The sequence below is a fragment of the Pseudomonas sp. PAMC 25886 genome, assembly GCF_000242655.1.
Lineage (GTDB): Bacteria > Pseudomonadota > Gammaproteobacteria > Pseudomonadales > Pseudomonadaceae > Aquipseudomonas.
On the sequence record NZ_AHHC01000069.1, the window covers coordinates 49625 to 74855 of the forward strand.

A 25231-nucleotide genomic window follows, 5' to 3' on the forward strand; every position below is an offset into this window, starting at 1 on the left:
CTTCGGTGCAACGTTCAGGTTGATCGACACCAAAAAGCGGCGCGTCCGTGCCCAAACCCTGCGGGAAGTGGAGTTACAGGAAGCGCCGTAGCATACATGACCCCACTCTATCGAGGGAAACCCTGATTGCGCCGCCAAGGCCGTTGGTCGCGGCGTCAGGCAGGCAGGGCCAGCAGGACTACGCTGTTTATTGGGGAGTGAGTCTTATCTTCAATGAGGTGAGGGATGGTTGATTCGCAGCGAACTTTAACGAAACCGCAGGTGTACGAAGGACTGATCGACCGTTTGGGTCGAGCACTGGATGCAGCAAAAACCTCTGGCCGATTGTGTGATGAACGGCCTCTGGAGTTGGAACTGCGTGGCTTGAGCCAGGCAGAGCTGGAAGTGATCAGGGCGTATCTGGCGTTAAATGAGCATCGCGCGCCCCATGGCATGGCCTCCCCGCCAGCCCAGGAGTTTTCGCAGTCGGCCAAGGTGGTATGGCTCAAGGATTTATCGGCCGGTCGCAGCCCGGAAAAACTCCGGTCCGTGCGTTTCAAGTGAAGCACCGCGTTATCTGTAGCCTTCTCAGCGTGTGTTCTTGTAAAGATTGTCGCTAAACCCCGTTACACCTTAGGCTTCGGGCATCTTTGGAGATGCCCGATGCCTATTCGATATTTCATTAAACAATTGCTGTTGCCGCCCGGCATTCTGTTGCTGTTGCTGGCCCTTGCCTGGTGGTTTCGTCGCAGCCGTCCGCGCCTCGCGGCGGTGTGCTTTGCGCTGGGGTTCGGCGGGATGTGGTTGATGAGCCTGCCGGTGGTGGTGGAGTGGGGGGCAAAAGCACTTTCGACCGAACCGCCGTTGCCGCGTGACGAATGGGCGACCTTGGCGCAGCGGGCTGATGCCATCGTGGTATTGGGTTCCGGGCGTGAGCGCGGGGATCTGGCATGGGGCACTGATCAGCCGACCGGTATCGGCCTTGAGCGTCAGCGCTATGCCGCGCGACTGGCAAAAGCTTCAGGCTTGCCGGTGCTGACCACCGGTGGCTTGCACTACGGCACGCCGCCCAGCGAGGCGGAACTGATGGCGGTGTCGATGCAGGATGACTTCGGCGTGAGCGTGCGCTGGAAGGAAGAACGCAGCCGCACCACGTGGGAAAACGCACAGATGAGCGCCGAGATTCTGTTGCCGCAGGGCATCAAGCGGGTGGTGGTGGTCACTCACGCTGCGCACATGCCGCGCTCGCGCTGGAGCTTCGAAAAGGCCGGGTTCACGGTAGTGCCGGCGCCGGTGGGCTTTATGGGGATGGACAATGCCCGGCCACTGGGTGGCTGGATGCCGGAATTCAAGGCGATATGGCAAAGCGGACAGTTGCTGAATGAAGCGGTGGGGCAGGTGGGTTATCGGTTGTTTTACCGATAACCCACAGGCGCCATTCCTACACGGTCCTGGACATCCGCCCGGCCAGCAAGGCCCAGCCGAACAGGCCAAGGCACAGGATGATCAACGGCCACGACCGCCATTGCAGGTACGGCGTGAGGTTGTGCATCGGCACCACCTCGCCGTAGAGAATCCCGCGTTCAAACTGCGGGATCTGCGCGGTGATCTGCCCGTACGGGTTGATCAGGCCGGTGACGCCATTGTTGGTGGCGCGGATCATCCAGCGGCCGGCTTCCAGGGCGCGCATCTGGGCCATCTGCAAATGCTGCAGCGGGCCGATGGAGCGGCCGAACCAGGTGTCATTGCTGATGGTCAGCAACAAATCGCTGCGGGCCGACAGGCCGGCGGCGAATTCCGGGTACACCACTTCATAGCAAATGAACGGCGCAATCTGATAGCCCTTGGCCTGCAACAGTGCCTGGTCGGCCGGGCCGCGGGCAAAGTCCGACATTGGCAGGTCAAAGAACGCGATCAAACCGCGCAACATGTCCTGCAACGGTACGTACTCGCCAAACGGCACCAGCTTTTGCTTCAGGTAGGTGCCGTCGCCTTCACCCACCACAGTGATGCCATTGAAGAAGCGCTTGTGGTGGTGCACTTCCTGGCGGATCGGCACGCCGGTGATCAGCGCGGTGTGCCGGTCAGCGGCGAACTTGCCCATCATGCCCAGGTAGCCTTCGACGGACTCCTTGAGTACGGGCACGGCGGTTTCCGGCCACACCAGCAGGTCGACGGGCTTGGAGGTAAAACTCATGTCGCGGTATAGCGCGAGCTGCGCATTGAGCTGCTCGGGGTCCCATTTCATGCTTTGTTCGACGTTGCCCTGGACGGCGGCCACGGTCAGCGGCGCGCCAGCCGGGGTGGTCCAGGCGTGATGCTTGAGTGCCAGGCCGATGGCCCATGGCGCCACCAACAGCAGCAAGCCGGCACCGATGAACAGGTTCCGCTTGCCTGCCAGCAAACGTGGCAGGTTGAAGATCAAGGCGGCAGTCAGCGCCAGGGCAAAGGAAATCAGCCACATGCCACCCAGTGGCGCGAGGCCGGTGAGGGGGCCGTCGAGCTGGCTGTAACCGGAATAAAGCCATGGAAAGCCCGTGAGGAACCAGCCGCGAAACGCTTCCTGGCCCACCCACAAGGCCGCGAAGGCCAGGGCATCGGCCAATGGCGCTTCGTTGCGGCGCAGCCAGCGCGCCCAGAGCCAGGCGGGCAGGGCAAAGAACCAGGCAATTGCCGCGGTAAACGCCAGCATCAGCATGCCCGCCAGCAGCACCGAAGCGCCGCCGAAATGGTGGATGCTGTAATAGATCCAGCTGGTGCCGGCGCCAAACAGGCCGAAGCCGAAACACCAGCCGCGCCACAAGGCCTGGCGCGGTGTCAGCTCACGCAGTCCCGCATAAAAGAAACCGACCGCCACCAGCGCAAACGGCCAGAGATCGAACGGCGCCAGCGCCAGGGTGGTGATGGCACCGGCCACCACGGCCAGCAGGTTACCGGGCCAGCCGGGTGCAATCATACGGCGCATGTCAGTCCTTAGCGGGCAATAGGTGTCAGGCGGATCAGATGGATCCTACGGCTATCAGCATTCAGGATGCGGAAGCGATAGGCACCGATCTCGGTGGTCTCGTTACGTTTTGGCAGATGCCCGAACGCACTCATCACCAGGCCGCCGACGGTGTCGAATTCGTCGTCGGAGAACTCGCTGTCAAAGAACTCGTTGAAGTTCTCGATCGGCGTCAGGGCCTTGACCAGGAAGTCACCGCTGGGCAGCGGCTTGATATAGCTGTCTTCTTCGACATCGTGTTCGTCCTCGATGTCGCCGACGATCTGTTCCAGCACGTCTTCGATGGTCACCAGGCCGGCCACGCCGCCGTATTCGTCAATCACGATGGCCATGTGATTGTGGTTCGCACGAAATTCGCGCAGCAGCACATTCAGGCGCTTGGATTCGGGGACGAAGGTAGCAGGACGCAACAGGTCCTTGATGTTGAAGCTGTCGCCGTTCTCCTTGAGGATCAGCGGCAGCAGGTCCTTGGCCAGCAGGACGCCCATGACGTCGTCATGGCTTTCGCCAATCACCGGGTAGCGCGAGTGCGCGGAGTCGATGACGGCCGGGAGGAACTCCCGAGGGGTCTGGGTCGCCTTGATGCTGACCATCTGCGAGCGCGGAACCATGATGTCCCGTACTTGCAGGTCAGCCACCTGGATGGCGCCTTCGACGATGGCCAGCGCTTCGCTGTCCAGCAACTTGTTCTGATGTGCCTCGCGCAGCAGCTCCAACAGCTCCTGGCGGTTTTTCGGCTCGTGGGCAAAGGCCTGGGTGAGTTTCCCCAGCCATGACTTTTGCCCGTTGCTCGATCGGTCTTCGCTCATAGCGATTACTCTAAATCCTTTATTGTTTCAGTTAGGTGTAGTTGCAATTTCGTCGTCTGCATACGGGTCACGATGACCCAGTTCTGCAAGCAACGTTCGTTCCAGTGCTTCCATTTCTTCGGCTTCGTCATCGTCTATATGGTCGTAACCCAAGAGATGCAAGCAGCCGTGGATGACCAGATGGGCCCAATGGGCTTCAAGTTCCTTGCCTTGTTCCTTTGCTTCACGCTCGACCACTTCGACGCAGATAACAAGATCCCCCAGCAACGGGATATCCAGCAGCTCATCGGGTACGTCGGCGGGAAACGACAGCACGTTGGTCGCGTAGTCTTTTTGTCGCCAGGTGTGATTCAGTTCACGGCCTTCGGGCTCGTCCACCAGGCGAATGGTCAGTTCCGAGTCGGCGGTGCGCTGGCGCAGGGCCAGGGTGCACCATTGGCGGAACTGTTCTTCGCTGGGGGCGGGCGCTTCAGTGGCCAGTTGCAGGTCAAGCTCAAGCATCGCGGCGAGTGTCCTTGGCCGGTTGGTCGTCGCGGTGGTCGAAGCGCTCGTAGGCTTCGACAATGCGCTGCACCAGCGGGTGACGTACCACGTCTTTGGGCATGAAGTGGGTGAAGCTGATCCCCGGCACGTCCTTGAGCACCTCGATCACCTGGGCCAGGCCCGATTTGGTGCCTTTGGGCAGGTCGACCTGGGTGACGTCGCCGGTGATCACGGCGGTGGAGCCGAAACCGATCCGGGTCAGGAACATTTTCATCTGCTCGACGGTGGTGTTCTGGCTTTCGTCGAGGATGATGAAGCTGTTGTTCAGCGTACGACCGCGCATGTAGGCCAGCGGGGCGATTTCGATCACCTGGCGCTCGATCAGCTTGGCCACGTATTCGAAGCCGAGCATCTCGTAGAGCGCGTCGTAGAGCGGGCGCAGGTACGGGTCGATCTTCTGGGCCAGGTCGCCGGGCAGAAAGCCCAGTTTCTCGCCGGCTTCCACCGCCGGGCGCACCAGCAGGATGCGTCGCACCTGCTCGCGCTCCAGAGCGTCGACTGCGCAAGCCACGGCCAGGTAGGTCTTGCCGGTACCGGCCGGACCGATGCCGAAGTTGATGTCGTTGCCCAGAATCTCTTTGACGTAGCGCTGCTGATTCAAGCCGCGAGGGCGAATCATGCCTTTCTTGGTGCGCAGGGCCACGCTGGCTTCGGCCACCGGGTTATTGGCCAGGTCTTGCACCGCGGATTCCTGCAGGTACAGGTGCACCGTTTCCGGCGACAGCTCGCTACCTTTGGTTTCCCGGTAGAGGCGGCGCAGAAGGTTTTCTGCCGAGGTGGTGTGTTGGGGTTCACCAATAAGCTCGAATTGATTGCCGCGGTTGCGGATCTCGATGCTCAGGCGTTGTTCGATCAGGCGCAGGTGCTCGTCGAACTGTCCGCACAGATTGGCGAAACGGCGAGCCTCAAAGGGCTCGAGGAGAAAACGATGTGGTTCTATGGGTGCGTTCAAGGTCGCTTTTAGCCGCCCTGGGGCAATTAAGATGAAATCAAGGATAACGCCAGCAGGCTGCGTGCGAAAGCACTTATATATCCCGGACCCGCTCTCAAGAACAAAGGCGATCCAGTGTGGGAGCTGGCTTGCCTGCGATGAGGCCGGCACGTCCAAAAGAGAGGCTGCCTGTTATATCGCTATCGCAGGCAAGCCAGCTCCCACATTTGATCTTCATTTGCCTTGAAGGCCGGGCCCTCAGTTAACCAGCGAGCCGCGCAGCGAGTGCGGTTGTGCCGCGTCGATGTGCACGTCGGCGAACTGCCCGATCAGCGTCGGATTATCGCAACGGAAGTTGACGATCCGGTTGTTCTCGGTCCGGCCCTGCAATTCGCCAGGGTCCTTTTTCGAGTAGTCGGTGACCAGGATGCGCTGGGTCGAACCCACCATCTGTCGGCTGATCTCGAAACCCTGCTGGTTGAGGCGGTGTTGCAGGGCGTTCAAACGCTCCTTCTTCAACGCTTCCGGGGTTTCGTCGAGCAGGTCGGCCGCCGGGGTGCCCGGGCGCTGGCTGTAGACGAAAGAGTAGGAGAAGTCGAAACCGACGTCTTCAATCAGCTTCATGGTCTGCTGGAAATCTTTCTCGGTTTCGCCGGGGAAGCCGACGATAAAGTCCGAACTGATGCAAATCCCCGGCACTGCTGCACGCAATTTGCGCAGTTTGGATTTGTATTCCAGGGCGGTGTGGTTGCGCTTCATCGCCGACAGAATGCGGTCCGAACCCGATTGCACCGGCAGATGCAGGTGTTTGACCAGCTCCGGCACTTCGGCGTGGGCCTGGATCAGGCTGTCGGAGAACTCCAACGGGTGCGAGGTGGTGTAGCGGATCCGCTCGATCCCGTCGACGGCAGCCACCACGCGGATCAGCTCCGCGAGGTCAGCCAGGCGCCCGTCGTGGGTCTGGCCGCGATAACCGTTGACGTTCTGCCCCAGCAGGGTCACTTCGCGCACGCCGTTCTCGGCCAGGTGAATAATCTCCGCCAGCACGTCGTCGAACGGGCGGCTGACTTCTTCGCCGCGAGTGTATGGCACCACGCAGAAGGTGCAGTACTTGCTGCAACCTTCCATCACCGATACATACGCGCTCGGGCCGTCGATGCGCGGCTCGGGCAGGTGGTCGAACTTTTCGATTTCCGGGAACGAGACGTCGACTTGCGGCAGCTTGGTGATGCGGGCGGCGTCGATCATTTCCGGCAGGCGGTGCAGGGTTTGCGGGCCGAAGACCACGTCGACATACGGTGCGCGGTCGCGGATGGCGGCGCCTTCCTGGCTGGCCACGCAACCGCCGACGGCGATCACCATGTCCGGGTTGGCCAGTTTCAGCTCGCGCCAGCGGCCCAGTTGCGAGTAGACCCGGTCCTGGGCCCGCTCGCGGATCGAGCACGTATTGAGCAGGATCACGTCGGCATCTTCGGCGCGGGCGGTGACTTCCAGGGCCTGATGTTCACCCAGCAGATCGACCATGCGCGAGCTGTCGTACTCGTTCATCTGGCAACCGTGGGTTTCGATGTAAAGCTTCTTGGCCATGGGGGATCGTCAACTGGTGGTAAAGAACCGCGCATTATAGGGGGCATGCCGATAGGTTCCTAGCACTGTGCATCGGACGCCATGCTATAGTTCGCGCCCTCTTTTATATCCCCCGATGTGTTACCCGCCCACCATGACCAAACGTGAAGCTCCAATCTACAAGGTGATTTTCCTTAACCAGGGCCAGGTGTTCGAAATGTACGCCAAGCAGATCTATCAAAGTGATCTGTGGGGCTTCCTGGAAGTGGAAGAGTTCGTCTTTGGCGAGCGCACACAGCTGGTCGTCGACCCGGGCGAGGAAAAACTCAAGGCTCAGTTCGAAGGCGTGGTGCGCAGTTTTGTGCCGATGCATTCGATTGTGCGCATCGATGAAGTCGAGCGCCTGGGGACGCCGAAAATCAGCGAGGCCCGGGGCATGAGCAACGTCATGCCGTTTCCGATGCCGATGCCAGAGAAGTAAGACCGTGAATGTTCCCATGCCAGGCATGGGAGCAATTCCTCAGCGTGAAGGATCCGGCAGTGGCGAGAATGGCGAGCTGCCATCTGCACTCTGCAGTTCCTGCAGGTAGTTGCGGAAAATCTGCCCCAGTACCTGGGTCGCCACTTCCAGTTCATCGCGCTGCATGTGCTCGGCCACTTCGTCGGCCGTGTCCAGCGCATCTTCGGCACCGTTGACCGCCGCCATTTTCAGCACGATATACGCCTGAACGTTATTGGCCGGTACGCCTTCGCCATGGAAAAACATGGTGCCGAGCTGGAATTGTGCCTGGGCGTGGCCCTGCAACGAGGCTTTCTCGAAGTAGTTCAAGGCTTTGTTGAGGTCGCGTGCGGGGTTTTTACTGTCGTAGAAGTACTCGCCCAACTCGTATTGCGCCTGCGCATCCCCACCATCGGCCTGTTTCTGGCACGCGCTCAGGGCTTCGGCCTGGCTTTCTGGCTGGGTATTGAGGGTGCAACGACCCATCGCTGGGATTAACAACGAGTTGCCGCCTGCCTGGGCAAACGCCAGCAGCGGCTGAAGGAGCAACAGGCAGCCCAGAACCAGGGTGCGGCCGGTGCGTTTCATGGGAATCGACTTACCTCTGACGGGGCGCGGGACCCACGGGGGGATCCAATAAGCGCGCATTATGAAATAAGCAGGCACCTGCTTACAAAGTCTTTACTCGTTTTTCTGCTGCGTGGGCAAGTTATCTGCCGGATTGCAGGTAAATTCTCGAAAAAAGACGGAAATATCTGTAAGCAAAGTAGCAAATCTGACGCCGCCAGGGGCGACGTCAGATTTTCGAGGCGCTTATTTCAAGGCGGCGAAGGCGCGTTCAGCGGCGTCGAGGGTCAGTTTCAGCTCGGCATCACCATGGGCAATCGAGGTGAAACCGGCTTCAAAGGCGCTCGGTGCCAGGTACACGCCACCTTCCAGCATGAGGTGGAAGAAGCGCTTGAACAGATCGGCATCGCTGCCCATCACGTCGTCGAAGGTGACGATGTCGTCGGCGCCGCTGAAGTACAGGCCGAACATGCCGCCTGCCTGGGTGGTCACGAACGGAATGCCAGCCGCGTCGGCACGCTGTTGCAGGCCGTCCAGCAGGCGGGTGGTGTAGTCGGTCAGCTCGGCGTGGAAACCCGGGCGGCTGATCAGGCGCAAGGTGGTCAGGCCGGCGGCCATGGCCAGCGGGTTACCCGAGAGCGTGCCCGCCTGGTACACCGGGCCCAGTGGCGCGATGTGTTGCATGATTTCTCGCTTGCCGCCGAAGCAGCCCACCGGCATGCCGCCACCGATGATCTTGCCGAAGGTGCTCAGGTCCGGCGTCACGCCGTAGTGCGCCTGGGCGCCGCCGAGGGCAACGCGGAAACCGGTCATCACTTCGTCAAAAATCAGCACCACGCCGTGCTTGTCGCACTGTTCGCGCAGGCCTTCCAGAAAGCCCGGTGCCGGCGGTACGCAGTTCATGTTGCCGGCCACTGGCTCGACGATGATGCAGGCTACTTCCTGGCCGACTTCGCTGAGCATCTGCTCGACGGCGGCGATGTCGTTGAACGGCAGGGTCAGGGTGTGTTTGGCAAACGCGGCCGGCACCCCGGCGGAGCTCGGCACGCCCTGGGTCAGTGCGCCGGAACCGGCCTTGACCAACAGGCTGTCGGAGTGGCCGTGGTAGCAGCCTTCGAACTTGATGATGCTGTCGCGGCCGGTGAAACCACGGGCCAGGCGAATCGCACTCATGGTGGCTTCGGTGCCGGAGCTGACCATCCGCACCATCTCCATGGACGGCACGATGGAGCAGACCAGGTCTGCCATCTCGGTTTCCATGGCGGTGGGTGCGCCATAGGACAGGCCGTGTTGCAGTTGCTGGCGTACTGCATCCAGCACGTCCGGGTGGCTGTGGCCGAGGATCATCGGGCCCCACGAACCCACGTAGTCGACGTAGCGCTTGTCATCTTCGTCGGTGACGTAGGCGCCTTCGGCATGCTTGAAGAACAACGGGGTGCCGCCAACGCTCTTGAACGCTCGCACGGGGGAGTTCACACCGCCGGGGATGTGTTTCTGGGCATTGGCAAACAGGGTTTCGGAACGGGACATGATCGTGTTCTCTGAATTCAAGATTTTAGAAGATCGTTAAAGGCGCGGGCGCGGCGGGTGACTTCCTGGGTGCTGTCGGCACCAAACAGGCCGTGCACCACCGCCAGCAGGTCGGCACCGTGGGCCACCAGTGGTTCGGCGTTTTCCAGGGTGATGCCGCCGATCACGCAGATCGGCAGGTGCAACCGCGCGCGGGCCTGGGCCAGCAGTTCAACGGTGGCTGCCGGGGCGCCGGGCTTGGTGTTGGAGCTGAAGAAGCGGCCGAAGGCGACGTAACTGGCGCCCTCTTTGGCGGCCTGCTCGGCCAGCTCGATCTGGCTGTGGCAGGTGGAACCGATGATCGCCTTGGAGCCCAGCAGTGCACGAGCCGGGGTCAACGGGCCGTCGGTCTGGCCCAGGTGTACGCCGACGCCGAGGCGCGCGGCCAGTTCGGCGTCATCGTTGATGATCAGTTGTGTCTTGTAGCGCGAGCACAGCTCACGCAGCTTTTCGGCCTCCCGCAGGCGGCGCGCTTCGTCGCTGCTTTTATCGCGGTATTGCAACAGGGTCACGCCACCGTCCAACGCCGCTTCGACGTAGGCCAGGAACTTGCCGGCCAACAGTTGGCTGTCGGTAATGGCATAAAGGCCACGTAGTTTCATCGGACAGGCCTCTTGGTGTTACGAGCAGAAATCCAACGGCAGACGACGAGGCACGAATTGCCCCTGGCCGAGTTGTTCAGCGTCACGCAGGGTGCGCCAAGTGTAGTTGAGGGCTGATTGCACCGCGCTCACCAAGCCTTCGCCCTGTGCCAGCCGACCGGCCAGCGCGCTGGCCAGGGTGCAGCCGGAACCGTGATAACTGCCGGGCAGGCGCTGGCAGGTAAAGGTCTGGTGCGTGCCGTCGCGGCTGTAGAGGCGGTTGTGCACTTCGTGCTCGTCGCCATGGCCGCCGGTGATCAGCAGGTGCTTGATGAACGGCAGCAGCCTGGCGGCGCATTCGTCCGCCGTGCCTTCGGGCAGTTCAGCGAGGATGCGCGCTTCGGGCAGGTTTGGCGTGGCGATCAGCGACAGCGGCAACAGCCGTTCGCGCATGGCATAGCCGACTTCGTCCTTGCCCAGGCTGCCGCCGCCACCGGCGCGCAGCACCGGGTCGCAGACCACCGGCAAATGCGGGTGCGCCTGGAGCAGTTCGACCACAGTGTCGACCATCTCCAGGGAACCGAGCATGCCCAGCTTCACCGCCGCGACGTCGGAGTCGCCGAGCACGGCGTTGGCCTGGGCCAGCACCCACTCGCGGTCCAGCACGCGGAAATCGCTGACGTTGACGGTGTTCTGCACGGTCAACGCGGTGACGGCCGGGGCCGCATGACAACCCTGGGCGAGCAGGGCTTCGATATCTGCCTGCAAGCCGGCGCCACCACTGGGATCATGGCCGGAGAGACAGAGGACAACGGGGCGAGAGCTGTAGATATTCATGGTGCGCGAGCTTACCACCAAACGCTTTTTGGGTGGCTGTCGGGCGATGGTTGAATTTTTAGCGGAGGAGTCGGACGAAATGGCTGTTTGCTATCACGCGAAAATACAGGTCAAATACTCTGTAATGCCCGTTCTAGAGCCTTTCAAAAAATTATTTCAATGGTGTCTTTTGGCCTGTAATGGCTATGCTAGAGTGGATCCAAACCAATAACTGTATCGCCGGTATACGTCTGCTCAAAAGGAATGGAGGCTTTTGACATAACCGGACAGGTCACGCTGGGGCTCTATGCGCTATTTGCTGATGTTACTGTTGAGCGGGCTGCCGATGCTGGCCGGCGCAGTCGAGTTCAACGAGACCACCACGCGGTTGCCCCTGGGCCAAGTGATGCAAGTGCTTGAAGACCCAAGTGGCGCCCTGACCATTGGTGATATCAGCTCGCCGGTCCTCGCCAGTCGCTTCAAGACCCATGACAAAGCCACCCTGAATGCCGGCTATTCGCGCTCGGTGTTCTGGCTAAAGCTCGACCTGCATTACCGCCCGACAATTCTGGATGTCTCGCGCCACTGGCTGCTGGAACTGGCGTATCCGCCGCTCAACCAACTGGAGCTCTACGAGCCCGACAGCGTCGGCAACTATCGACTGGTTTCGCGCACCGGCAGCAGCTTGCCGTTTTCCAGCCGTGAAATTCGCCAGAGTAACTACCTGTTCAAGCTCGACTTCGCGCCGGACCAACGGGAAACCCTGTACCTGCGCCTGCAAAGCCAAGGCTCGATCCAGGCACCGCTGACCCTCTGGTCCACCACCGCGTACCTCGAAGAACAGCCGCTGCGCCTGTACGTGCTGGGCGTGATCTACGGCGTGCTGCTCGGCATGCTGGTCTACAACCTGTTCATCTACCTGAGCGTGCGCGACACCAGCTACCTCTATTACATCCTCTACATTGCTTCGTTCGGCCTGTATCAACTGTCGGTCAATGGCGTGGCCGTGCAGTACTTCTGGCCTGATAACCCGTGGTGGGCGAATGCGGCGGTGCCGTTCCTGATCGGTTCGGCGGCGCTGTTCGGCAGCCTGTTTGCCCGCAGCTTCCTGCACACCGCGCTTTACAGTCGCTGGATCAATCGGCTGTTACTGGCGCTGGCGGTCAGCGGTGCGGCGGTGATGGTGCTGGCGCTGTTCACCAGTTATGCATTGGCCCTGCGCCTGGCCACCGGTTTGGCGCTGGTGTTCACCGTGACTATCTTCGTCGCGGCCATCAAGGCCTGGTACTGCGGCCAGAGGATGGCGCGTTACTTCATCATTGCCTGGACCGCGTTCCTGCTGGGCGGGGTGGTCAATACGATGATGGTGCTGGGCTACCTGCCCAATGTGTTCCTCACGATGTACGCCAGCCAGATCGGCTCGGCACTCGAAGTAGCCTTGCTGTCCCTGGCACTGGCCGACCGCATCAACTCGATGCGTGAGCAGCAGGCGCAAATCCTGTTTGATGCCAGCCAGAAACTCGAAGTGCTCAACACCCAACTGGCCCACAGCAACCAGCTCAAGGATGAATTCCTCGCCACCTTGACCCACGAACTGCGCACGCCGATGAACGGCGTGATCGGCTCCCTGGAGTTGATGCAGACCGAGCCGCTGCAAGGCGACCTCGCCCAGTATCACCAAACTGCCGCCGGCTCGGCCCGCGAGATGATGCGCATGGTCAACGGCATCCTGACCCTCACCGAACTGCAGGCCGGGCGCCTCAGCCCGCAACCCGAGGTGTTCAGCCTGCGTGGCGTGCTCGACACCTTGCGCCAGCAGTTCGCGACCAGCGCCCAGAGTAAGGGCCTGGAGTTTTCGATCGACCTGGCGGATGAGCTGCCGGACCGCATCAACGCTGATCCCGGCAAGTTGGCGCAATGCCTGGATTGCCTGCTGGACAACGCCTTCAAGTTCACCCACGAAGGTTCGGTGCGGGTGCGGGTAGTCGGCGTGCCCCAGGCTGACGGGACGTTGCGCCTGACCTTTATCGTGACCGACACCGGCATCGGGTTCGCTTACCTCGATGAAGCGACCCTTTACCAGCGCTTCTTCCAGCTTGATGGCTCGACCACGCGTCGGTACGGCGGCATGGGCATCGGCCTGGCAATCTGCCGGCAATTGATCGAATTGCTCGGTGGGCGCCTCACCCACAATTCCGAGCCGCGGCGTGGCAGCCGCTTCCAGCTGGAACTGGCTGTCAGCCCGGTGCAACCCGAGCCAGCGCCAGTGCGGCGAGTACCGCAGCCACAACGCAGCCCTCAGGAGTGCGCAGTGTTGCTGGTAGACGACAACAGCGTGGCCCAACTGGTGGTGCGCGGCATGTTGCTCAAGCTCGGTTACCGCGTGAAAACCGTCGACAACGGGCCGGCCGCCCTGGCGCTGTTGCAGAGTGAAACCTTCGATGCAGTGTTGCTGGATGTGCCGGAGGGCGGGTTCTCTCTGTGCTGTCAGATTCGTGCGTTGCCCGGCTGTGGCGAACTGCCAGTGATCGCCTTGAGCACCTCGCAGCATGCGCCAGAACGCGAGGGCTGCCACGGCGTGGGTATCACTGACCGAGTGACCAAACCGGTACGCTTCGAAGCCTTGCAGTTGGTGCTGCAACTGCGGTTGCTGCATCAGGTCGAGGGCGAAAGCGCCGCGAATTAGGCGTGTATGCCACTTTTTTAAGCCGGGTGACGGTGCTTAACTGAAATTCAGGCCTCAATGAACGTGGCCTTTTTTCAGGAGGCCCGTCATGAACCTGCACCCGTTCGCCGAAACCCACGACGTCACCAATCAGCCACCGTCCCTGGACGGCACCAACCTGTACCGTATCGATTTGCCCCTGCAAGACTGGTCCCGGCGTTTTGGCGCCGGCTGGGCCGAGCAGCGCATCGATACCTATGGTGCGCTGGCGGGCGGGCCGCTGATGGAGGCCGGTTTTTTGGCCAACCAGAACAAGCCGGTGTTCAACAGCCACGACCGGTTTGGCCATCGCATCGACCTGGTGGAGTTTCATCCGGCCTACCACGAACTGATGCGCACCGCCGTCGAACATGGCCTGCCGTCGTTGCCGTGGGCTCATCCGCAATCCGGCGCCCACGTGGCCCGCGCCGCGATGACCTACCTGCACAGCCAGGCCGAAGCCGGCACCGGCTGCCCGCTGACCATGACCTTCGCCTGCGTCCCGGCCCTGCGCTTGCAGCCGGACCTGGCTGACACCTGGCTGCCGAAAATCCTCGCCACCGAATACGACCCACGCAACGTCGGCATCGCCCATAAGGCCGGCGCCACCATGGGCATGGCCATGACCGAGAAACAGGGCGGCACCGACGTGCGCGCCAATACCACCCGCGCTTACCCGGTGGGCGCCGGCGGCCCGGGCCAGGCGTATGAACTGGTGGGGCACAAGTGGTTCTGCTCGGCGCCGATGTGCGACGCCTTTCTCACCCTGGCGCAGACTGACAAGGGCCTGACCTGTTTCCTGCTGCCCCGGCACCGCCCGGACGACACCCGCAACGAGTTCTACATCCAGCGCCTGAAAAACAAACTCGGCAATTGCTCCAACGCCTCCAGCGAAGTGGAGTTTCGCGGTGCGCTGGCCTGGATGATCGGCGAGGAAGGGCGCGGCGTACCGACCATTATCGAGATGGTGGCCATGACCCGTTTCGATTGCATGGTCGGCTCCAGCGCCCTGATGCGCCAGGCGCTGACCCAGGCCAGCCATCATTGCGCCCATCGCCTGGTGGGTGGCCGGGTGCTCAGCGAGCAACCGCTGATGCAAAACGTGCTGGCCGACCTGGCCCTGGAAAGCGAGGCGTCCCTGGCCTTGAGCATGCGCATGGGCCGCGCGCTGGACCATCTGGATAACGAGCAAGAGGCCAAATTCGCCCGGTTGGTAACGGCGGTGGGCAAATATTGGATCTGCAAACGTGCCCCGGCGATGATCAACGAAGCCGCCGAGTGCATGGGCGGCGCGGGGTATGTGGAGGACAGCATTTTGCCGCGTCTGTACCGTGAGGCGCCGGTCAACTCGACGTGGGAGGGTTCCGGCAACGTGCAGTGCCTGGATGTGCTGCGGGCCTTGTCGAAAGAGCCGGGCGTGTTGGAGGCATTGTTTGTCGAGCTGGGGGATGGCCATGGTCACCAGCACCTGGCACGGCACATCGAACAGCTGAAGTCGGCGTTTATGGACACCCAGGACATCCAGTACCGTGCCCGGCAACTCACCGAAGACATTGCGGTGGCGTTGCAGGCCAAGCTGTTGCTGGAGGCAGGCAATGCCAGTGTGAGTGATGGCTTTATCGCCAGCCGGCTGGGTGAGTCGTCGGGCCGGGTGTATGGCACCTTGCCGCGTGGTGTGGATGTGGAGGCCATTGTCGCCCGGTCGACACCCCAAGGTTTCTGAAGGAGGTTCCCGTCTGCCAGGGATACAGGCAAGATGAAGGCCTGCAAGTCAGAACACAGGATGCTTACCGTGACCGAAGCTTTTGTTGTCGTTCAAACCGCCGAAGAAGCCGTGGATCGGCTGGCGGCTCTCCATGAGCGTGCTACCGGCGCGCTCAATCAAGCCCTCAAGCGCTACCTCAAAGACCGCGTCGAACCCGATGCCGAACAACGTGCGCTGTTTCGCTACCCGGAACTTCGCCTGACCTACCTGGTGCAGGGCGAAGTCCCTCAGACCACCCGGGCATATGCCAAGGTCCAGTTGCCGGGGACCTACAGCGTCACCGTCACCCATCCGTCAGCCTTCCGCAAATACCTGCTGGAGCAACTGGTGCCGTTGATGCACGACTTCACCGTGACGGTAGAGGTGGGCGTCAGCCAGCAGAACATTCCCTACCCGTACGTGGTGGAGCAGGGCGACGAACTGGCCGGCTCCGGCGTGACCGCCGCCACGCTGGCGCGGGTGTTCCCGAGTACCGACCTGTCCGCTGCCACCGATGGCATTGCCGATGGTCTCTACGATTGGGAAAACACCGACCCACTGCCATTGGCGTTGTTCGACGCCGCCCGCGTCGACTTCTCCCTGCGCCGCCTGGTGCACTACACCGGCAGCGACTGGCGCCATGTGCAGCCGTGGATTTTGCTGACCAACTACCACCGCTACGTTGACCAGTTCATCGTGCACGGCCTGGAACAGCTGCGCAGTGACCCGCGCTTTATCCGCATGGTGCTGCCGGGCAACGTGATCATCGACAAGAGCATGGACCACGGCGAAGCGTCTGCCATTGCTGCGGGCGTGGTCTGGCACCGTTACCAGATGCCGGCCTACCACTTGCAAGCCAGCGATGGCCACGGTGTGACCCTGGTGAACATCGGCGTCGGCCCGTCCAACGCCAAGAACATCACCGATCACCTGGCGGTGTTGCGCCCGCATTGCTGGTTGATGATTGGCCACTGCGGCGGCCTGCGCCAGTCCCAGACCATCGGCGACTACGTGCTGGCTCACGCCTACATGCGCCGCGACGGGATTCTCGACCGGGTAGTGCCGCCGAACATCCCGATCCCGGCCCTGGCCGAAGTGCAGATGGCCTTGCAGCAAGCGGCCGCCAACGTGACCGGCGAGAAGGGCGAAGAGCTGAAAAAACGCCTGCGCACCGGCACCGTGCTGACCTACGACGACCGCAACTGGGAGCTGCGCTGGGCCCAGGAACGGCCGCTGATCAACCTGTCCCGCGCCGTGGCCGTGGACATGGAAAGCGGCACCATCGCCGCCCAGGGCTACCGCCTGCGGGTGCCGTACGGCACGCTGCTGTGTGTGTCGGATAAACCGCTGCACAGTGAGATCAAGCTGCCGGGTTCGGCCAACGCGTTCTATGAGCGTGCGGTCAGCCAGCACTTGAAGATCGGCATCGAGGCGGTGGACCTGTTGCGCACTGAACTCAACTCGCTGCACTCGCGCAAACTGCGCAGCTTCGACGAGCCGCCGTTCCGCTAAACGGTTGGGATGGTTATTTAACGGTCAGGCCACTAGCATTGTCGGTCCTGACCGTTAGATGTTCCTTTGCCATGTCCCGTCCTGCCCGTCCCGTTTCCCGCCGCCCCGGTGTGAAAAGTCCGCAAACTTCGTCAGCCCCGCGTCGTGTCGCCAAGGCGCCACCGGCCGAGCCCAAGTTGATCCTGTTCAATAAACCCTTCGATGTGCTGACCCAGTTCAGCGACGAAGGCGGGCGGGCGACCCTCAAGGACTTCATCGACATCCCCGGCATCTACCCGGCCGGGCGCCTGGACCGTGACAGCGAAGGCCTGTTGCTGCTGACCAACGACGGCCAGTTGCAGGCGCGCATCGCCGACCCCAAGCACAAGCTGGCGAAAACCTACTGGGTGCAGGTGGAAGGCGAGCCGACCGAGGAGCAGTTGCAACGCCTGCGCGACGGCGTGGAACTCAACGACGGCATGACCCTGCCCGCCGAAGCGCGGCAACTGGACGAGCCGCAACTGTGGCCGCGCAACCCGCCGGTGCGGTTTCGCAAAAGCGTGCCGACCCATTGGCTGGAATTGGTGATTCGTGAGGGGCGTAACCGCCAGGTACGACGCATGACGGCGGCGGTGGGCTTGCCGACGTTGCGGCTGGTGCGGGTGCGGATAGGTGACTGGTCGATCGACGGCCTGGATCAAGGCCAATGGAAGGAAGTGCCGGCGCGCTTATAAGGCGCCGGACTCGATCAGGCCGATCACCACGCTCTTGATGATGAACGCGGCAACGCCCAGGCCCAGCACGAAGAACAGGATCATCGAGCCAAAGCGCCCGGCCTTGGATTTCTTCGCCAGGTCCCAGACGATAAAGCCCATGAAAATGATCAGGATGCTGACCAGGCCGGTCATCATCCATTCTTCAAACACGGCGGGATCAATCGAGTTCATCGGGTCGTTTCCGGCGGGGTAGGGCCAGAAGTATACGCCAGCATCGTAGGCTCAACATTGACCTGCGTCGGTCTGTGGGAGCTGGCTTGCCTGCGATTGCATCACCTCGGTGTCTCGGAAAGACCGAGTCGTTTGCATCGCAGGCAAGCCAGCTCCCACATTTGTTCCGCGCTGGTCTTAAGTGCGCAGGTGGGTCAGCGGCAATTCGGTACTGTTGAGCACCTGGTTCAGCACAAAGCTTGAGCGCACGCTGGTGACGCCTTCGATGCGGGTCAGGTGGCCCAGCAGCAGTTTCTGATAGTGATCCATGTCCGGCACCACCACCTTCAGTTGGTAGTCGGCGTCCATCCCGGTCACCAGGCTGCACTCCAGCACTTGCGGCAAGGTGCGGATGGCCGCCTCGAAATTCTCGAAACGCTCCGGGGTGTGTCGGTCCATGCCGATCAGCACGTAGGCTGTCAGGCTCAGGCCGAGCATCTTGCGGTCGAGCAAGGCGACCTGGCGGGCGATGTAGCCGTCGTCCTCCAATTGCTTGACCCGGCGTGAGCACGGCGAAGGCGACAGGCCGATCCGCTCGGCCAACTCCTGGTTGGAGATCCTCGCGTCGCGCTGCAATTCCGCCAAAATACTCAGGTCGTATCGGTCAAGTTTGCTCATGGGGCTGGCCTTTGTCGTAACTATTGCGGCGAATTATCTATCCAGGGTTAAAAATTGCGCAAGCACTGTTTATTGACGCAATCTTCGCAATCATCTGCCTGAGGCCGAGGCGTAGAGTTATCAACAGAATCACTGCCCGGACATACAGTCCACTGCAGCCCGCCAATAAGGCCGGCTGCGGCCGCCAACCCCACAGGGTTGCCCCGGCCCCCGGGCTGCACACTGTCCACAAGACGGCGTGAGGTGAGCCAACGTCAAAAGCGTTGAGCCAGGACGAAGTTCTCAAGGGGCGACCGACGGGTCGCCCCTTTTTATTGCCTGCGAAAATACTTCTCGTGACTGATAACCTGTCGCAGAACCGGGCCCCGGTTTTCCAGTCTTACGTGTAGGCCCTAATCCGCAGTGAGGAATAGCATGAAGCGCATCTGGCGTTTGGCAGGTGTTGGTTTGCTGATGATGAGCGTTGGTGCGCAAGTGATGGCCGACGACCCGCCACGCCAGGAGGGCGGTGGTCAGCATGAAAGAGGCCCGGAAGGGCACCCGGGCAATAACCAGCCGCGGCCGCAGAACAACCAGCCTCGACCGCAAAACAATCAACCGCGTCCTGAAGCTCCCCGCCCCGAGAACAATCAGCCGCGTCCGCAGAATCAGCATTTCGAAAATAATCAGCCTCGACCGCAGAACCAGAATTTCGAGCGCCCGAACGGTGGCGGCCAGTGGCAAGGTCGTCCGCAGGTCAATCAACAGCAACCTGCGCATCAGGCGCCCCAGCCCGCCAATAACCTGCCGATCCAGGGTCGCCCGGATACCGTGCGCCAGACCCAGGAACCGCGCCCCGGCAACTATCAGGACATTCCGCGTCGCAACGACGGCAACCCGCATTGGCAAGCTGGCAACGGCGGCCAGGGCGGCCCGGGCCGGCCCGGTTTTAATGGCGGTAACGGCGGTGGCAACAACTACCATCCCAACGATCACCGCTGGCCAGGCCGCCCCGACGGGCACGGCAATGGCTGGGGCCCAGGCCCGCAATACCGCCCGGGTTACATCGTGGACCGCTTCCCCGACCGCAATTACCGCGTGCCGTATCGCGGCCAGGACTACTTCTTTTCGGGTGGCTACTGGTACCGCCCGCAAGGCCCGCGCTACGTCGTCGTGACGCCGCCTTACGGGATTCGCGTGCAATACCTGCCCGACTACGCGCGGGAAGTGTGGGTGGGCAGCGCGCTGTTCTTCCTCGCCGCCGGTGCCTATTACACCTACGAAGAAAGCAGCCAGCAGTACGTAGTGGTGCAGCCGCCACCGGCCGCGCCAGCGCCGCAACCCGTGCCCCAGGGCAATGGTTATGACGTGGTGGCTTACCCGGCCAACGGCCAGTCACCGGCGCAAGTCCAGCAGGACGGTTACGACTGCTATCGCTGGGCCGTGCAACAAAGTGGTTTTGACCCAAGGACCGTCACCTACGCTCCAGACCCGGCGGTGGTGCAAACCTACCGCCAGGCCCAGGGCAACTGCCTGACCAGTCGCGGGTATCAGGTGCAGTACTAGGCCTTCGCGCCCTTGACCACTTCCTGCGGGTCGGCGTGCACCAGCACTTCGGCCCGCGGGTAGGCGTTGTGAATGGCATCGGCGGCCTGGTCGCTGATGCCATGGGCCACAGACAGACTCAGCTCCCCCGGCAATTCCAGGTGCAACTGCACAAACCAGTGGCTGCCGGAAATCCGTGTGCGCAAGTCATGGGCGCCCAGTACGCCGGGCACGCTGCACGCCAGTTCCAGCATGTGCTGGCTGACGTCCGGCGGCAGTTCCTCGTCCATCAACACCGAAAAACTTTCCCGGGCGATCTGGATCGCGCTCCACAAAATGTAGGCCGCGATGCCCAGGCCGAACCAGGCGTCCACCTGATGGAAACCAAACGCCGCCAGCACCAGCGCCACCAGGATGCTGCCGTTGAGCATCATGTCGGAGCGGTAGTGCAGCGAGTCGGCGCGGATGGCGTTGGAGCCGGTTTCGCGGATCACCCGGTGTTGCAGGACCAACAGCGCCGCTGTCAGCGCCAGGGACAGAATAATCACGCCGATACTCAGCCACGGTGCGCCCACCGGCTCCGGATGCTGCAAGCGCTGGAACGCCTGGAAGGCGATCAACACCGCACTGCCGGCGATAAACAGCGCCTGGGCCATGCCCGACAGGGACTCCGCCTTGCCGTGGCCATAACGGTGGTCGTCATCGGCCGGGCGCAGCGCGTAATGCACGGCCAGCAAGTTGAGCAGCGAGGTGACGCCGTCGAGCAGCGAGTCGGTCAACCCGGCGAGCATGCTCACCGAGCCGCTGAGCCACCAGGCGATGGCCTTGGTCACAATCAGCACACAGGCCACGCCGACGGAAGCGCGGGTGGCCAGGCGCAACAGCCGGGCGTGTTCTGGACTGCTGGTCATGGGGCGGGTCAGTCCTTAAGCGGCGGGTTGCAGGCCCAGGGTGGCGAGTTGTTGCACGCTGCCCTTGAACTGGATCATGCGCGGGTCGTCCAGCGGCAGGTTACGGCCGGTTTCTTTCTGGATGATGGTTTGCAGCTTGGCGTTATCGACCTTGCCGTCGGCGCCGATGGCTTGCTGGAGTTTTTCCGGGGCGACCTGGGCGGTCTTGCCTGGCTCGAAGTAAATCGCGCCGGTGGCGAAGTCGACACCGAAGGCGATCAGGCCCGGGATCACGTAGAACAGCAGACCGACCGCATCGAGCACGGCAATCGCCGGGTCGATCTTGCCGTCGATCTGGCCACGGCGGTCGGGGTAGAAAATCGAGCCGCAAGCCGTCAGCTGGCTCAGCAGGGTGACGGCCAGAACACCGCCGATGACACGGGAAGCAACACGCATGGAACTCTCCTTGAACATAATGAAAGTGACTATAAGCCAGTCTACAAGGCGACGATGATCAAAGGTGGGAGCAGGCAAGCCAGCTCCCACCTTTGACCGCATTCCAGTCAGGACAGGGCCGTGTCGTTGAGACCACCACCGACACCCGGCAGTTCGCCGTTATACTCGCCGCTCTGCTTTGGAGCCAGTATGAATTCGTTGCCAATCGATGATGTTTTACCCGCCCTGCGTGACGCCCTGGCGACGCGCCATGAAGCTGTGCTCGAAGCACCGCCCGGCGCCGGTAAAACCACACGGGTGCCGTTGGCGCTGTTGAATGAACCCTGGCTGGCCGGGCAAACCATCCTGATGCTTGAACCCCGGCGCCTGGCTGCCCGCGCTGCCGCCGAGCGCCTGGCCAGCGAGCTGGGTGAAAAGGTCGGCGAAACCGTCGGCTACCGCATCCGGCTGGACAGTAAAGTCGGCCCCAACACCCGGATCGAAGTGGTCACCGAAGGCATCCTCACCCGCCGTTTGCAGGATGATCCGGCGCTGGACGGCGTAGGTTTGCTGATCTTCGACGAATTCCACGAACGCAGCCTGGACGCCGACCTGGCGCTGGCCCTGAGCCTGAATGGCCGGGACCTGTTTCGCGACGAGCAGCCGCTGAAAATCCTGCTGATGTCCGCCACCCTCGAAGGCGAGCGCCTCGCCGGCCTGCTGGACGATGCGCCGATCCTGCGCAGCGAAGGGCGCATGTACCCGGTGCAGATGCGCTGGGGCCGGCCATTCCAGCCCGGCGAATTTATCGAGCCACGGTTGGTGCAGACCCTCCTGGAAGCCCTGCATGACGAGACCGGCAGCGTGCTGGTTTTCCTGCCGGGGCAGGCCGAGATTCGTCGGGTCCATCAGCAATTGGCTGACGCGCTGGGCGATAACACCGAGGTGCTGCTGTGCCCGCTGCACGGCGAACTGGACCTGGCTGCCCAGCGCGCCGCTATCGACCCGGCGCCCGCCGGCAAGCGCAAAGTGGTGCTGGCCACCAACATTGCCGAGACCAGCCTGACCATCAACGGCGTGCGCGTGGTGATCGATGCCGGGCTGGCGCGGGTCCCGCGATTCGACCCGGGCAGCGGCATGACCCGCCTCGACACCCAGCGCATCTCCCGCGCCAGCGCCACCCAGCGTGCCGGCCGGGCAGGGCGACTGGAGCCGGGCGTGTGTTACCGGTTGTGGTCCGAGGACCAGCATGAAGGGCTGGCGGCGTATTCCAGTGCGGAAATTCTCTCGGCCGATCTTTCCGGCCTGGCCCTGCAACTGGGCCGCTGGGGCGTGGCGCCGACTCAGTTGGTGTGGCTCGACGTGCCGCCCACTGCAGCTTATGCACAGGCTCAGGATTTGCTCGAACGATTGGGCGCGCTGAGCGACGCCAAGCTGACCGCCCACGGCCAGAAAATGGCCGGGTTGCCGGCGCATCCGCGCATCGCCCATCTGCTGTTGCGTGGGCAGGATTTGGGCTTGGCGCACATGGCGTGTGACGTGGCAGCGCTGTTGGGTGAGCGCGATATCTTGCGCGGCGCCGGTGCGGACTTGCACAGCCGGCTGGCGTTGTTGTCCGGAGAAGAAAAGGCCCGTGGCACCCAAGGTGGCGTGCAGCGCGCCCGGCAACTGGCCCGGCAATACCGTGGTTATTTAAGAGGCAAGGCCGAGCAGCCTGTGTCTGATCCCGATCACCCGCGCTGGCTGGGCGCCTTGCTGGCGCTGGCCTACCCGGACCGCGTCGCCCAGCAACGGCGTGCCGGCGGGGCTGAATACCGCCTGGCCAACGGCCGTGCTGCACTGTTCGCCGAAGCCGACAGCCTGATGAAACAACCCTGGCTGGTGATCGCCGACTTGGGCAGCCGCCAGGGCCAGCGCGAAGAACGGATTTACCTCGCGGCAGATTTTGACCCGGTGCTGTTTGACTCGGTGCTGGCCGAGCAGGTGCGCAATATCGACCAACTCGACTGGGACGAACGCGAAGGCGTGCTGCGCGCCGAACGCCAGCGCAAGGTCGGCGAGCTGGTGCTCAGCCGCGAGCCGCTGACCGGCCTGGACGAGTCTGCCCGCAGCCAGGCGCTGGTCAACCTGGTGCGACGCAAAGGCCTGGAACTGCTGCCCTGGACCCCGGAGCTGCGCCAATGGCAGGCGCGGGTGATGCTGCTGCGTCATCTGGACACCGGCAAGGCCAGCGAATGGCCGGATGTCAGCGACAGCGCCTTGCTTGCCAGCCTGGAACATTGGTTGATGCCGTACCTGGGCAAGGTGTCGCGCCTGAGCCATTTTTCCAATCTGGATATTTCCAGCTTCCTGCATAACCTGCTGCCGTGGCCGTTGCCTGCGCGGTTGGACGAATTGGCGCCGCACCATCTGAAGGTGCCGTCGGGCTCGTCGGTGCGTCTGGACTACAGCGAGCAGCCGCCGATTCTGGCGGTGCGCCTGCAGGAATTGTTCGGGTTGGCAGACACGCCGCGGATTGCCGGCGGACGGCAGGTGGTCAAGCTGCACCTGTTGTCGCCGGCAAGGCGCCCGGTGCAGGTAACGCAGGATCTGGCCAATTTCTGGCGCAGTACGTACGCCGAGGTGAAGAAGGATTTGAAGGGGCGGTATCCGAAGCATTACTGGCCAGATGATCCGTTGATTGCTGAACCTACGGCTCGGATCAAACCAAGAAAGTAAGCGCGCCGAAGATCAACTGTGGGAGCTGGCTTGCCTGCGATGGCATCACCTCGGTCTGTCGGATAGACCGAGGTGCCTGCATCGCGGGCAAGCCCGGCTCCCACACAAGCCAGCTCCCCTACTGTTTTGCCGCGTGGCTTACTGCGCGGCGGGCAACAGGAATCGCGCAATCACCGGCAAATGAGTGGAGATGCGCACCGTATCGCTCTGTCGCACCTTGGCCTCGACCTTCTTGATCCGCGAGCTGTAGAACAGATAATCCAGCGTACGATCCGGGCCCTCTACAGTCGGGTCGTTCGGGAAATACGTCAGCCACTGGTTCCGATCAATCCCGCTGGATTCACTGTTGCTCGGAATCATCGGGTACTTTTCCCACAGCAGATGCAGTTCACTGTCCGGCGAATATTGCCCGCGTTTGCCGGCGTCCAGGCGCAGGAATTGTCCCAGCGGCAACAGGTTGAAATCCCCGCCCATCAGCCATGGCGTGCCACGGCTTTCGAATTTATCCACCAGCTTGACGGTTGCCTGCACCTGTTCCTGCACCGCGTTGTGCCCGGGGGCCGTGCCGTCCAGGCGAGTATTGAGTACGGCCAACTGGCCGCCATCGCTCAGCGGCAGGTAGGTCAGCAATAACGCGGGTTTGGGCTGGAATTGACGGCTGATCAGGTTGGCGTGGGCTACCGGAAGTTGCAGGCGCTCGGCGTGTTCGATCTGGTAGCGGCTCATGGTCACCAGCTTGCGGCCGACGCTGCCGAAGATGTGCAGGTCGGGCACGAAGTCGGCTTTCCAGTCGAAGGCTTGGGCGCTGCACGGGTAGAGATCGGCCAGGCGCTCCTGGAGCAGGGCCAGTTGGTCCTGGTAGCTGGAAGGCTTGGCGCCTTCGTCGACTTCCTGCAACAGCAGGATGTCGGGCTGTTCGTCGCGGATCACTCGCGCCACTTCGTCGAGGCTGGCGGCCATGTCTTCAACGGTGGGGCGGTCGTCCGGGCCGCTGCCGTCCGGGGTGTCGTACCAGAACACGTAGTTCTTGCCCGCCAGGTACTGCACGTTCCAGGTCATCACCTTGAGCGCCTGGCCCGGCAACAGGGTGGGTGCGCGGGGCGCGACGCAGCGGATGGGCAGGGTTTCCTTGTCGGCAGGGCGCCAGGTCAGGCTGTAGATCAAGCCGGTCAGCAGGGCCGCGAGAATCAGCAGGCCCAGCAAGGTAATGTGCAGTAGTCGGGTCATCGGCTCGGCTTATGGCGTTGCAGGACAAGG

23 protein-coding genes are annotated in these 25231 nt (G+C 62.4%); 9 read left to right on the forward strand and 14 right to left on the reverse strand.

Annotated elements, in window-relative coordinates:
- Positions 1-225: 225 nt before the first annotated feature.
- Together MUM_RS0123490 and MUM_RS0123495 are read left to right on the forward strand one after the other, a co-directional pair.
- Positions 226-543 (forward strand): hypothetical protein, encoded by a 318-nt coding sequence (locus tag MUM_RS0123490; protein ID WP_010174795.1) that lies wholly within the window; start codon positions 226-228, stop codon positions 541-543.
- A 99-nt stretch (positions 544-642) separates the two neighbouring features.
- Entirely contained in the window at positions 643-1404 is a 762-nt protein-coding gene (locus tag MUM_RS0123495) for a YdcF family protein (RefSeq protein WP_010174796.1), read from the forward strand.
- Positions 1405-1420: 16 nt separating this feature from the next.
- On the opposite strand, the gene lnt is transcribed toward MUM_RS0123495, so the two are convergent.
- The 5 genes from lnt to miaB form a co-directional block, all read right to left on the reverse strand.
- Positions 1421-2944 carry an apolipoprotein N-acyltransferase gene (lnt, locus tag MUM_RS0123500; protein WP_029616065.1) on the reverse strand — a complete coding sequence of 508 codons (1524 nt, stop codon included), beginning with the start codon at positions 2942-2944 and terminating at the stop codon, positions 1421-1423.
- A gap of 8 nt (positions 2945-2952) precedes the next feature.
- Positions 2953-3792, reverse strand: coding sequence for an HlyC/CorC family transporter (locus MUM_RS0123505; RefSeq protein WP_003215451.1), 840 nt, complete (start codon positions 3790-3792; stop codon positions 2953-2955).
- A gap of 27 nt (positions 3793-3819) precedes the next feature.
- Positions 3820-4293, reverse strand: coding sequence for an rRNA maturation RNase YbeY (gene ybeY, locus MUM_RS0123510; protein WP_003215452.1), 474 nt, complete (start codon positions 4291-4293; stop codon positions 3820-3822).
- Entirely contained in the window at positions 4286-5287 is a 1002-nt protein-coding gene (locus MUM_RS0123515) for a PhoH family protein (RefSeq protein WP_010174798.1), read from the reverse strand. Before MUM_RS0123515 ends, ybeY begins: the two co-directional genes overlap by 8 nt.
- A 237-nt stretch (positions 5288-5524) precedes the next feature.
- Positions 5525-6853 carry a tRNA (N6-isopentenyl adenosine(37)-C2)-methylthiotransferase MiaB gene (gene miaB / locus MUM_RS0123520; protein WP_010174799.1) on the reverse strand — a complete coding sequence of 443 codons (1329 nt, stop codon included), beginning with the start codon at positions 6851-6853 and terminating at the stop codon, positions 5525-5527.
- Between the two features lie 133 nt (positions 6854-6986).
- On the opposite strand from miaB, the gene MUM_RS0123525 reads away from it, so the two are divergent.
- A complete protein-coding gene (locus tag MUM_RS0123525; protein ID WP_003215457.1) occupies positions 6987-7313 on the forward strand; it encodes a DUF1820 family protein in 327 nt (108 codons plus the stop codon).
- A 39-nt stretch (positions 7314-7352) separates the two neighbouring features.
- On the opposite strand, the gene MUM_RS0123530 is transcribed toward MUM_RS0123525, so the two are convergent.
- The 4 genes from MUM_RS0123530 to MUM_RS0123545 all read right to left on the reverse strand — a co-directional run bounded on the left by MUM_RS0123530 (position 7353) and on the right by MUM_RS0123545 (position 10885).
- A complete protein-coding gene (locus MUM_RS0123530) occupies positions 7353-7919 on the reverse strand; it encodes a tetratricopeptide repeat protein (RefSeq protein WP_010174800.1) in 567 nt (188 codons plus the stop codon).
- Between the two features lie 225 nt (positions 7920-8144).
- Positions 8145-9428, reverse strand: a complete 1284-nt coding sequence (hemL, locus tag MUM_RS0123535) for a glutamate-1-semialdehyde 2,1-aminomutase (protein ID WP_010174801.1) — start codon at positions 9426-9428, stop codon at positions 8145-8147.
- A gap of 17 nt (positions 9429-9445) precedes the next feature.
- A complete protein-coding gene (gene thiE, locus MUM_RS0123540; protein ID WP_010174802.1) occupies positions 9446-10069 on the reverse strand; it encodes a thiamine phosphate synthase in 624 nt (207 codons plus the stop codon).
- An 18-nt stretch (positions 10070-10087) separates the two neighbouring features.
- Positions 10088-10885, reverse strand: coding sequence for a hydroxymethylpyrimidine/phosphomethylpyrimidine kinase (locus MUM_RS0123545; protein WP_010174803.1), 798 nt, complete (start codon positions 10883-10885; stop codon positions 10088-10090).
- 286 nt (positions 10886-11171) lie between these two features.
- Here MUM_RS0123545 and MUM_RS0123550 point away from each other — a divergent pair, with 286 nt between their 5' ends.
- The 4 genes from MUM_RS0123550 to MUM_RS0123565 all read left to right on the forward strand — a co-directional run bounded on the left by MUM_RS0123550 (position 11172) and on the right by MUM_RS0123565 (position 17537).
- Positions 11172-13550: a hybrid sensor histidine kinase/response regulator gene (locus MUM_RS0123550; protein ID WP_010174804.1), complete on the forward strand. Its 2379-nt coding sequence runs from the start codon at positions 11172-11174 to the stop codon at positions 13548-13550.
- An 88-nt stretch (positions 13551-13638) separates the two neighbouring features.
- Positions 13639-15291, forward strand: coding sequence for an acyl-CoA dehydrogenase family protein (locus tag MUM_RS0123555; protein WP_010174805.1), 1653 nt, complete (start codon positions 13639-13641; stop codon positions 15289-15291).
- 33 nt (positions 15292-15324) lie between these two features.
- The gene (gene amn / locus MUM_RS0123560) at positions 15325-16824 is read left to right on the forward strand and encodes an AMP nucleosidase (protein WP_177325013.1); all 1500 of its coding nucleotides are present in this window, start codon (positions 15325-15327) and stop codon (positions 16822-16824) included.
- 71 nt (positions 16825-16895) lie between these two features.
- Positions 16896-17537 carry a pseudouridine synthase gene (locus MUM_RS0123565; RefSeq protein ID WP_029616066.1) on the forward strand — a complete coding sequence of 214 codons (642 nt, stop codon included), beginning with the start codon at positions 16896-16898 and terminating at the stop codon, positions 17535-17537.
- Here the strand turns inward: MUM_RS0123565 and MUM_RS0123570 are convergent.
- Positions 17532-17741, reverse strand: coding sequence for a DUF2788 domain-containing protein (locus MUM_RS0123570; RefSeq protein WP_026077819.1), 210 nt, complete (start codon positions 17739-17741; stop codon positions 17532-17534). The genes MUM_RS0123565 and MUM_RS0123570 overlap by 6 nt on opposite strands.
- A gap of 186 nt (positions 17742-17927) precedes the next feature.
- Positions 17928-18407: an Lrp/AsnC family transcriptional regulator gene (locus MUM_RS0123575; RefSeq protein WP_003194418.1), complete on the reverse strand. Its 480-nt coding sequence runs from the start codon at positions 18405-18407 to the stop codon at positions 17928-17930.
- A 414-nt stretch (positions 18408-18821) separates the two neighbouring features.
- Between MUM_RS0123575 and MUM_RS0123580 the strand changes: the two genes are divergently transcribed.
- Positions 18822-19952 (forward strand): DUF6515 family protein, encoded by a 1131-nt coding sequence (locus MUM_RS0123580; RefSeq protein WP_010174808.1) that lies wholly within the window; start codon positions 18822-18824, stop codon positions 19950-19952.
- Here MUM_RS0123580 and MUM_RS0123585 read toward each other — a convergent pair.
- Both MUM_RS0123585 and MUM_RS0123590 read right to left on the reverse strand, forming a co-directional pair.
- Positions 19949-20842, reverse strand: coding sequence for a cation diffusion facilitator family transporter (locus MUM_RS0123585; protein WP_010174809.1), 894 nt, complete (start codon positions 20840-20842; stop codon positions 19949-19951). The genes MUM_RS0123580 and MUM_RS0123585 overlap by 4 nt on opposite strands.
- Positions 20843-20857: 15 nt before the next feature.
- Complete coding sequence (locus tag MUM_RS0123590; protein ID WP_003215492.1) at positions 20858-21277, reverse strand: hypothetical protein; 420 nt, start codon at positions 21275-21277, stop codon at positions 20858-20860.
- A gap of 189 nt (positions 21278-21466) precedes the next feature.
- Between MUM_RS0123590 and hrpB the strand changes: the two genes are divergently transcribed.
- Positions 21467-23974 carry an ATP-dependent helicase HrpB gene (hrpB, locus tag MUM_RS0123595; RefSeq protein ID WP_010174810.1) on the forward strand — a complete coding sequence of 836 codons (2508 nt, stop codon included), beginning with the start codon at positions 21467-21469 and terminating at the stop codon, positions 23972-23974.
- 138 nt (positions 23975-24112) lie between these two features.
- Here hrpB and MUM_RS0123600 read toward each other — a convergent pair whose 3' ends face one another.
- A complete protein-coding gene (locus MUM_RS0123600) occupies positions 24113-25201 on the reverse strand; it encodes an endonuclease/exonuclease/phosphatase family protein (RefSeq protein ID WP_010174812.1) in 1089 nt (362 codons plus the stop codon).
- Positions 25202-25231 lie beyond the last annotated feature (30 nt).